Source organism: Borborobacter arsenicus (assembly GCF_003934165.1).
Taxonomy (GTDB): Bacteria; Pseudomonadota; Alphaproteobacteria; order Rhizobiales; family Rhizobiaceae; genus Pseudaminobacter; species Pseudaminobacter arsenicus.
Genome location: NZ_RKST01000063.1, coordinates 1 through 7950 on the forward strand (window position 1 = coordinate 1; position 7950 = coordinate 7950).

Consider the following 7950-nt stretch of genomic DNA (forward strand, 5'->3'; position numbering starts at 1 on the left):
TCGAAGTTCTTGCTATCAGACATATGTGCGCTCACAGGAGCCTCCCAGGACAAATCACCCTGGAGACTCCCAGATCAGCGAACCAGCCGCTACGTGGGGTGACCTACGCGCTTACTTTCATCCAGATGGATCCTCATGATCATCAGCCTCACATTGCCGGCCGGAGGTAGTTCCCAAATGTCGAGCGATCTATGAAGCTTGATATGCTTCGTCAGAAGTAGCCTCAGTTCGGATTCGACTTGGCTTCCCGCCTCAAAACAGTGAATGAGCAACAGCGCGCGTTAAAAGCTGGGCTCTAGCCCAAGCTCGCGAACTTCTGAGAGAAGCCGCTCAGTCATGTTCATGTCATCGAAGGTGAGATCGGCGGAAGACGTGGTGCCCTCCTTAGGTCAGGGCCAGGGCACGATGGCCGCCCTCATCGGCAGCGCCCGTATAAGAAGCTGCCGATAGATGAACGCTAGGCCTTTCCAATGAAGAAAGCAAATCGAGCATTCCTTATTCGTCACCACTTACAAGCACGCGTCTCGGCAGGCCATGAAATAGCTCCCGATACGCCGCGCTATTTTTCCGGCGCGCCGGAACAGAGTGGGCTCAGTTTTGTTGGTGCGACGAAAGGATACCGAGATGTTTGATGCATCCGACATTGAAGGCCACCTAAGACATGTCTGGGATACGTTGCGGCAGCTAAGACGTGAAATAGCTACGACGGCGCAAAATGACGATTTGAAAGCGATCGATGCGCTTGTCGGTGTGGCTGAGGATGAAGCCGTGCGAGCGCTGCAGAAGATAAAAACACTCATGACGTGACCACATGTCGTTCATCACTCCGCATCTACCAGGTCACCGCTAACGAATAGCTTTGTGGCCTCGCCAGAGGAGTTCGCGGCTCATCACACAGGATTGGCGTGGGTGAAATTGAGCAGCGTACCTTGGAGGCTCGATGACGGACCGGCTACAGGACCGGATCGAGGCACCCCTCGTGGGTTCATGTCCGTTCAGGCTTTTCGCTTACGGAAATCGGCGGCAGTCAGGATATAAGTGGTTCGGCGTCCGCGTCCATAGGATGCGCGGGCAACGTCGTGAATAGATCCCCGGGCTGCGTCGAACGCCGCGAGGCATTCTGCTTCCAGCGCCTCTGCCCCGACCGTCTTTCTATCCAATGTCGTGAGAGCGGGGGCCTCTACCAGAAACCGCACTTCGAACGTGCCATCATAGCCGATAAACCGGACCGCGTTTCTTGCTTCATCGAAACTTCGGCTTCGATTGGGAAAATCGAGCGTCATGACGGGTCCATCGCTCTCAAACGATCTTTTACCTTAAGCGTCTGCGGCTTGCTGTGTTTCATCGGCCGTCGTTCATTATGAAGATTGAGCGACAACATGCCCTCTGTCGCGTCCGACCGGCTCAGGCCGGTCATCGGGTTGCCGCTTCTGCTCGCCGGCACACCACTGAAGACATGATAAACAGTCCAGGAGCGATTGGCCTCGACACGCCTTCCATACTGTTGGGTGACAATGCCGGGGCCGGGCGCGCCACCCTCATTCTCCCAGACCCCGATCGCGAGGCTCTCCCAATCACGGTGAGTATCACTGGTCATGTTGCGGTCTCCTTTCAGCGGCCGACGGCGTCAACAATTCCCGTGTAAAGCATTTGGCCGGTCATATCGGTGATCATCATCCCATCCGGGCGCTGTGGCATGCTGAGAGTAACGGACAGTGATCGCGCGACCTCGATGGCGTCCTTCCGATCAATTGCGTCACTCATCGCCCTGCCAACGGTGGCATGAGCGTCGTCCTTGACCCGCGTGCGGTAGAACTCGATCATGATCTTCATTGATCCTCTCCCTTGTGAAGCCGGGCATCAATTCATGCCTTTGCCGCGTGGGGCATTGGAATTTGCGGGAAGCTTGATGGCGTTGCCGAAAGAGCTTTCAGCCTTTGGCGAAGCTTTTTCCTGCTTCGGTTTTCGAATTTCCCGATTGCTGCGTTTCTGTCCCTTGGCCATTGCGGAACGTCCTTTCGATAAGAGTGAGATTGTCTCCGGGCTGCAAGTCGCGGACCGGCTCGAGACTGTCTTGCGTTGCTACCCGTTCATGACGTTCGTCGTCATTGCGAATGCGGTATTGGGGCGAGCCCGCATTGGGCGGCATCGTGCCGGTGACATGGTAGATTTCCGTGTTCGTGCTCGGATACATCCCGAAATTGCGTTTCAGGCGAACAGTCTGGCCCACCGCAAATAGATGAGGTGCGGGATCGTGTCGTATTGGACGGACATTTCGATGGATGAGGGTTGCCATGCTCATGATCGCCTTTGATCCTGTTCCAATGCCGCCTGGAGAAAGGCTGGATCGACCGGCACCATTTGCTGTTTCGAGCCCCGTGTGGAGATCGATGGCAGATGGATGAAGCTGGCTGTTCGATGCCATGCCAGATGAGACGTCCCGTCGATAAGCTCTTCGTCATGGTTTACAAGATACTCTCCCGGAGGTTGGGGAGCATCAAAACCCGGCAGCGAGAACGCCGACAGGAAGCGGACGACCTTTTGTGTGGTGCGATTGGTCATTGTCGTTCTCCTTCGCGAAAGCGCGCCATGCACCTTCTGCTTTGTTCCATCCGAACCAGAAATGATGCCCATGCTGCCACTACATCCGTGGCCAGCACTCCTTTCATTCCAAAGGTTCGCATGGTGCGATATGCGCGCCGGCTGGCGTCGAACATTCGCTATCGATAATTCAGAGGTGAATGGCGGGTCGAAGGTCTCTAACACCGCGAAAGCCAAGACGGCCAAATCAACGAGTTTTATATATACGCCTCATCTGAGGAAAAGACAAGGAATTTACGTTGCTGTTCTTTAATTATCGTTCGAATGGATAAGATGAAGTATATTTCAATGAGACAAGAATCTCAAAATGATCCGAGTTATTTCGGCAGACATTTTGAGAGTATAAAGATTATATTCGGTACTCCACTTAGGGACCAAGAATAAGGGAAGACACTCCTATCATTCGAGTGCCAACGGGCGTATACCAGTCGTGCGGTCGCCCTATGCGCCGGCCCCAGAAAGAACACTCATGAAATTCCGGCCCCTCCACGACCGCGCCGTCATCCGGCGGGCTGAAAGTGATTTGAAGTCCAAGGGCGGTATCATCATCCCCAATACCGCCAAGGCGAAGATCTCCTGACCATGAAGAAGAGCGACATCATGCAACATGCGGCGGCCAAGAAGGTCGCCTGATCGCCGAGCCTGCAATCTCAGAACCGAACTGGACGGGAAAAAATGTCTGCCAAGGAAATCAGGTTCTCCATCGACGCGCGCGACCGCATGCTTCGCGGCGTGGAACTGCTCAACGACGCCGTCAAGGTAACGCTCGGGCCCAAGGGCCGTAATGTCGTCATCGACAAGGCCTATGGCGCGCCGCGCATTACCAAGGATGGCGTCGCGGTTGCCAAGGAAATCGAACTGGAAGACAAGTTCGAGAACATGGGCGCACAAATGGTGCGCGAGGTCGCCTCCAAGACAAATGACCTGGCCGGTGACGGCACCACGACCGCCACGGTTCTTGCCGCTGCCATCCTTCGCGAGGGTGCCAAACTGGTGGCGGCGGGGATGAATCCGATGGACCTCAAGCGCGGAATCGACCTTGCCGTGACTGCTGTCGTCAAGGACATCCAGGCCCGAGCCAAGAAGGTCAAATCATCGGATGAGATCGCACAGGTCGGTACGATTGCCGCCAATGGAGACGTGTCCGTCGGCGAGATGATCGCCAAGGCAATGGACAAGGTCGGAACTGAAGGCGTGATCACGGTCGAGGAGGCCAAGACCGCTGAAACCGAACTCGATGTCGTGGAAGGCATGCAGTTCGATCGCGGCTATCTATCTCCGTATTTCGTGACCAATGCCGAGAAGATGCGCGTGGAGATGGAGGAGCCGTACATCCTCATCCATGAAAAGAAACTGGGGAACCTGCAGGCGATGCTGCCGATCCTTGAAGCGGTGGTCCAAAGCGGCAAGCCGCTGCTGATTATCTCGGAAGATGTCGAGGGTGAGGCGCTGGCGACGCTTGTCGTCAACAAGATTCGCGGCGGCCTGAAGGTGGCAGCAGTCAAGGCCCCCGGCTTCGGCGACCGCCGCAAGGCTATGCTGGAAGACATCGCCATCCTCACCGGCGGCCAGATCATCTCGGAGGATCTCGGCATCGAATTGAAAAATGTCACCCTTGAGATGCTCGGTCGAGCCAAGCGTGTATTGATCGAAAAGGACACGACCACCTTAATCGATGGCACTGGCGACAAGGCCGACATTGGGGCGCGTATAAAGCAGATCAAGCTGCAGATCGAGGAAGCCACGTCGGACTATGACAGGGAGAAGCTGCAGGAACGTCTGGCTAAGCTCGCTGGTGGCGTCGCGGTAATCCGGGTCGGTGGCGCGACCGAGACAGAGGTCAAGGAAAAGAAGGATCGCATCGATGATGCGTTGAATGCGACACGCGCCGCAGTTGAGGAAGGCATCGTGCCAGGCGGTGGTGTTGCACTTCTCCGGGCCAAGGCGGCTTTGGTTGGGCTGACTGGAGTGAATGCCGACGAGACGGCAGGCATTTCCATTGTGCTTCGAGCACTCGAGGCACCGATCCGGCAGATAGTCGAGAACTCTGGCGCCGAAGGCTCGATCATCGTCGGCAAACTGATGGAAGACACGAACCCCAATCGAGGCTTCGATGCCCAGACCGAGATCTATGTCGACATGATCGAGGCGGGCATCGTCGATCCGGCCAAGGTGGTGCGAACGGCCTTGCAGGATGCAGGGTCGATTGCCGCCCTCCTCATAACAGCGGAAGCCATGATAGCCGATATCCCCGCCAAGGCCGCGCCTGTCAATTGATGGAACCCGCTTGCCGCGTGATCATAGCAGTCGGTTATCCTCTACGAGCTGCCTTATGCGACGCAGGGTTCCATCGCAGTCAGATTCGCGCCGGCGTGCGTATTCCAGGCGCTCATGCGATTGGGGTCTGCTGGCAGCAGCCCGGTCGCGCGAAGGAAACCGCGCTGGTTTCGCTGATGAGATAGGGGATAGGGGCGGTTCCATGTGGGCTTCCTCCAGGCTGTCTTCATCCACCAATCCATCGTGGCGTTCGCCATCGCTGCGCACGCGACATTGGGTGGTCTCGGGTAACAGGGCTGTGATGTGGGGGGCCGCTTGCGGAGTGTTTGAGCTATACCAGTTGCTCTTGAAGAAGGCTTTCTGACCAACAGTGAAGCGACGTAATGACATTATTGTTCCTTATTCGCGCACCAACTCACGCGGTATTGTTGTTCGAGATCCTGCTTAAGTGCGGCTTCAAGCTCATCGGCGTCGATTTCGACCAACTCGGTAGTCGCACACTCAGAGAGGGCGGGAAGATGGATGAACGTTGCGATCCGGCGATATGCGAGCCATGTCATCCCTTCAATGAGATGCTCGACCTGATCTATCGCATATTCGCCGGGCGGCAAAAGTTCATCGATTCCCCTCAGCGCAAATGGTGCTGAAAACTGCACGATGGATACCCTGGTATGCATAAGCATTGGCTGTCCTCGCAAAACCCAAGCAGTACCGGTCGGAGGCAAATCTACTCAATGGAGCGGTCCGGCTCCCGCCCGGCCCACATGTCGGCAAGACGCAAATACCATCGATGATCTGGAGCGTTTGGCGGTCGAGAACCTCTGACGCCACGAGAAGCCATCAGGCCCAAAAGAGCGATGCAAACCTCCTGGGCGCCGATTGAGTTTTATTTGAGGCCGGCCTGGTTGGTGGCAGCCGATAATGAATTTATAAAGGACCGGAGCCGGCGGTGTGAGCACGGATTGCAATTTCCGGAATGCTAGGCGGCGGCCTGCGCTTCCCCGAACGAGACCAGTCGTTTTGCCTGTTCGTCCCATAGCGCCAGCTTGACGCAGCGCAGGCTCTGAAGAAGCGTAATTCGGCTCATGTCGCGCAGTTCTGGATGGTCCACCAGAACTTGTGGCAAGCGATAAAACGGAATCCGGCTTGCCAGATGGTGGACGTGATGGATGCCGATATTTCCGGTGAACCAGCGCAGGATGAGGGGCAGCGCATAGTGTGAACTGCCGTGCAGCGCGGCACTTTGGAAATGCCAGCTTTCACCCTCGGACCAGTGCGTTTCTTCGAACTGATGTTGAACGTAAAACAGCCAGACGCCTGCAGTCGCTGCCATCAATGTGATCGGCAGCTGCACCATAAGGAACGGGCCTATACCGAGCATCCAGATCAAGCCCACTACCGGAAGCGCGATGCCTACGTTGGTCGCAACCGTTGACGCCCAAGGCTGCACGCCCGCGCGCATGAGACCGAATGGCAGGCGGTACTGGCAGATGAACAGCCATGCCGGACCAAGGCCGAACATAACGGCCGGATGACGATAAAGGCGGTAGCTGGCACGGCCATGCCAGGGCAATGCCTGATATTCCCTGACCGTAAGCGTTTTGACGTCACCGATGCCGCGGCGGTCGAGATCGCCGGCAGTTGCGTGATGGACGGCGTGGGTGCGGCGCCAATAATCATAAGGCGTCAATGTAAGAATGCCGATAACCCGGCCGGTCCAGTCATTGGCATTGCGTCTCCCGAACAACGCACCATGTCCACAGTCATGCTGTAGTATGAAAAGCCTTACGAGAAAGCCAGCGGCCGGAATTGTCAAAAGCAGCCCCCACCACCAACCATTCATAGCTGCAATGGCAGCCAGCGCCCAACAAGCCGCGAAAGGCACTACGGTGATGACAATCTCAATGATGCTGCGGACCGTGTCGGGCTGACGGTAGCCTGCGAGAATAGCACTCCAGGAGCGGATATCCTTTCGTGCCTCAACGTCAGGGGCGCATTTATTCTCCACAGTGCCTCCAAGACTGCGATCCTGTGGCTGAGTGGAAAGAATCTCAAATACAGGTGGGATAAAAATGAAAAAAGCGGGCTATCATACCCGCTTCCCTTCGGTCCTGAGACATGTGCGCCGCCGGTACATTCGTGGTCGGCGAACCATCAATCAGGGCAAATGCAGTTGCTATTTGGGGAAGCCCAACGCCACATCTGAGCGAGCGCTCCCGGCCGAATGGCGACCGCTGAGCTTGTATGTGGGCTATGCGGGTTTGGTTTGCAAGTAAATATTCTCAATAGCCGCCGTCCCAAATGAAAAGGCCGGGCTTACCCGACCTTCCCTTGTTCGCCTCAATGGCCAGTGCCAGTACCATCCGTGGTCAAAGACCCGAGGCGATTATCCTCAAGCAGCCTGCAGGTTTTCTGCGGCGAGCTTGCCATTGCGGCTGTCGCGGACTGCGTCGAAAGAAAGCTTCTGCCCCTCGACGATGGTCTGCATGCCGGCCCGCTCGACGGCCGAGATGTGAACAAACACATCGGTCGTGCCATCATCAGGTTGAATGAAGCCAAAGCCCTTGGAGGAATTAAAGAACTTCACGGTTCCAGTGGTCATGACGATTTCCTTTTCAAATCGCATAGAAATTCGCCGCTTGGCTGAATGCCAAACGCCGTAGTCGTCGAAATTGAGAAAGAAGATCGTCGAGGCGCACTGAGCGCAGAAACAAAGCTCGTCAACAAGATCGATACGTCAACCTATTCGCCGTTTGTGGTTATAGCAAGGCGCCATGCACCAATGTTCCGAGAGGCCCGCCCAGCGTGAGCCGCAGAGGCCAGATGTTTGAAATTTTCGTAAGGAATCGAAGCGCTTCAGGACCGCCGGAATACGGAAGTTGGGAAGACGTGAGCGTTTAGGACGGGGTGTCCGCAATTAAAGATCTGTGGCCGGAAGCGGACCGTCTGCTTCCGCGAAGAGTTTCGGGCGCCGGCAGGCGTACGAAAGTCCCCGAGGAAGGAACCCGCGGGCCACAGTCGACGGCTATGGTGATTTCGGATTTCGGCCGATGTCGGCGTTGGCGCGGCCGC

General features: G+C 56.3%; 10 protein-coding genes and 1 pseudogene. 3 read left to right on the top strand and 8 right to left on the bottom strand.

The genetic code is table 11. The features are described from left to right. Nucleotides 1-624 precede the first annotated feature (624 nt). On the top strand, nucleotides 625-807 hold the full coding sequence (locus EET67_RS24640; RefSeq protein WP_128628817.1) for a hypothetical protein: 183 nt from the start codon (nucleotides 625-627) through the stop codon (nucleotides 805-807). A gap of 188 nt (nucleotides 808-995) precedes the next feature. Here EET67_RS24640 and EET67_RS24645 read toward each other — a convergent pair whose 3' ends face one another. The 5 genes from EET67_RS24645 to EET67_RS24665 all read right to left on the bottom strand — a co-directional run bounded on the left by EET67_RS24645 (nucleotide 996) and on the right by EET67_RS24665 (nucleotide 2562). Beyond that, nucleotides 996-1283 carry a DUF1488 family protein gene (locus EET67_RS24645; RefSeq protein WP_128628818.1) on the bottom strand — a complete coding sequence of 96 codons (288 nt, stop codon included), beginning with the start codon at nucleotides 1281-1283 and terminating at the stop codon, nucleotides 996-998. Continuing rightward, nucleotides 1280-1597 carry a hypothetical protein gene (locus EET67_RS24650; protein WP_128628819.1) on the bottom strand — a complete coding sequence of 106 codons (318 nt, stop codon included), beginning with the start codon at nucleotides 1595-1597 and terminating at the stop codon, nucleotides 1280-1282. Before EET67_RS24650 ends, EET67_RS24645 begins: the two co-directional genes overlap by 4 nt. Nucleotides 1598-1611: 14 nt before the next feature. After that, entirely contained in the window at nucleotides 1612-1833 is a 222-nt protein-coding gene (locus EET67_RS24655) for a hypothetical protein (protein WP_128628820.1), read from the bottom strand. A 97-nt stretch (nucleotides 1834-1930) separates the two neighbouring features. Next, complete coding sequence (locus EET67_RS24660) at nucleotides 1931-2302, bottom strand: hypothetical protein (RefSeq protein WP_128628821.1); 372 nt, start codon at nucleotides 2300-2302, stop codon at nucleotides 1931-1933. Next, nucleotides 2299-2562: a hypothetical protein gene (locus EET67_RS24665; RefSeq protein WP_128628822.1), complete on the bottom strand. Its 264-nt coding sequence runs from the start codon at nucleotides 2560-2562 to the stop codon at nucleotides 2299-2301. Before EET67_RS24665 ends, EET67_RS24660 begins: the two co-directional genes overlap by 4 nt. Nucleotides 2563-3070: 508 nt before the next feature. Between EET67_RS24665 and EET67_RS24670 the strand changes: the two are divergent. Together EET67_RS24670 and groL are read left to right on the top strand one after the other, a co-directional pair. Then, a pseudogene (locus tag EET67_RS24670) lies at nucleotides 3071-3172 on the top strand (co-chaperone GroES); the annotation flags it as partial. 104 nt (nucleotides 3173-3276) lie between these two features. Next, nucleotides 3277-4878 carry a chaperonin GroEL gene (groL, locus tag EET67_RS24675; RefSeq protein ID WP_128628823.1) on the top strand — a complete coding sequence of 534 codons (1602 nt, stop codon included), beginning with the start codon at nucleotides 3277-3279 and terminating at the stop codon, nucleotides 4876-4878. A gap of 389 nt (nucleotides 4879-5267) precedes the next feature. Here groL and EET67_RS24680 read toward each other — a convergent pair whose 3' ends face one another. The 3 genes from EET67_RS24680 to EET67_RS24690 form a co-directional block, all read right to left on the bottom strand. Beyond that, the gene (locus EET67_RS24680) at nucleotides 5268-5561 is read right to left on the bottom strand and encodes a hypothetical protein (RefSeq protein ID WP_128628824.1); all 294 of its coding nucleotides are present in this window, start codon (nucleotides 5559-5561) and stop codon (nucleotides 5268-5270) included. A 296-nt stretch (nucleotides 5562-5857) separates the two neighbouring features. Then, nucleotides 5858-6886 (bottom strand): fatty acid desaturase, encoded by a 1029-nt coding sequence (locus EET67_RS24685; RefSeq protein WP_128628825.1) that lies wholly within the window; start codon nucleotides 6884-6886, stop codon nucleotides 5858-5860. 384 nt (nucleotides 6887-7270) lie between these two features. Beyond that, entirely contained in the window at nucleotides 7271-7480 is a 210-nt protein-coding gene (locus tag EET67_RS24690) for a cold-shock protein (RefSeq protein ID WP_128628826.1), read from the bottom strand. Nucleotides 7481-7950: the final 470 nt, after the last annotated feature.

Excerpts from the sequence above, each read along its gene's own strand:
- EET67_RS24640 (WP_128628817.1), top strand. The coding sequence starts at position 625 with ATGTTTGATGCATCCGACATTGAAGGCCACCTAAGACATGTCTGGGAT.
- EET67_RS24645 (WP_128628818.1), bottom strand. The coding sequence starts at position 1,283 with ATGACGCTCGATTTTCCCAATCGAAGCCGAAGTTTCGATGAAGCAAGA.
- EET67_RS24650 (WP_128628819.1), bottom strand. The coding sequence starts at position 1,597 with ATGACCAGTGATACTCACCGTGATTGGGAGAGCCTCGCGATCGGGGTC.
- EET67_RS24655 (WP_128628820.1), bottom strand. The coding sequence starts at position 1,833 with ATGAAGATCATGATCGAGTTCTACCGCACGCGGGTCAAGGACGACGCT.
- EET67_RS24660 (WP_128628821.1), bottom strand. The coding sequence starts at position 2,302 with ATGAGCATGGCAACCCTCATCCATCGAAATGTCCGTCCAATACGACAC.
- EET67_RS24665 (WP_128628822.1), bottom strand. The coding sequence starts at position 2,562 with ATGACCAATCGCACCACACAAAAGGTCGTCCGCTTCCTGTCGGCGTTC.
- groL (WP_128628823.1), top strand. The coding sequence starts at position 3,277 with ATGTCTGCCAAGGAAATCAGGTTCTCCATCGACGCGCGCGACCGCATG.
- EET67_RS24680 (WP_128628824.1), bottom strand. The coding sequence starts at position 5,561 with ATGCTTATGCATACCAGGGTATCCATCGTGCAGTTTTCAGCACCATTT.
- EET67_RS24690 (WP_128628826.1), bottom strand. The coding sequence starts at position 7,480 with ATGACCACTGGAACCGTGAAGTTCTTTAATTCCTCCAAGGGCTTTGGC.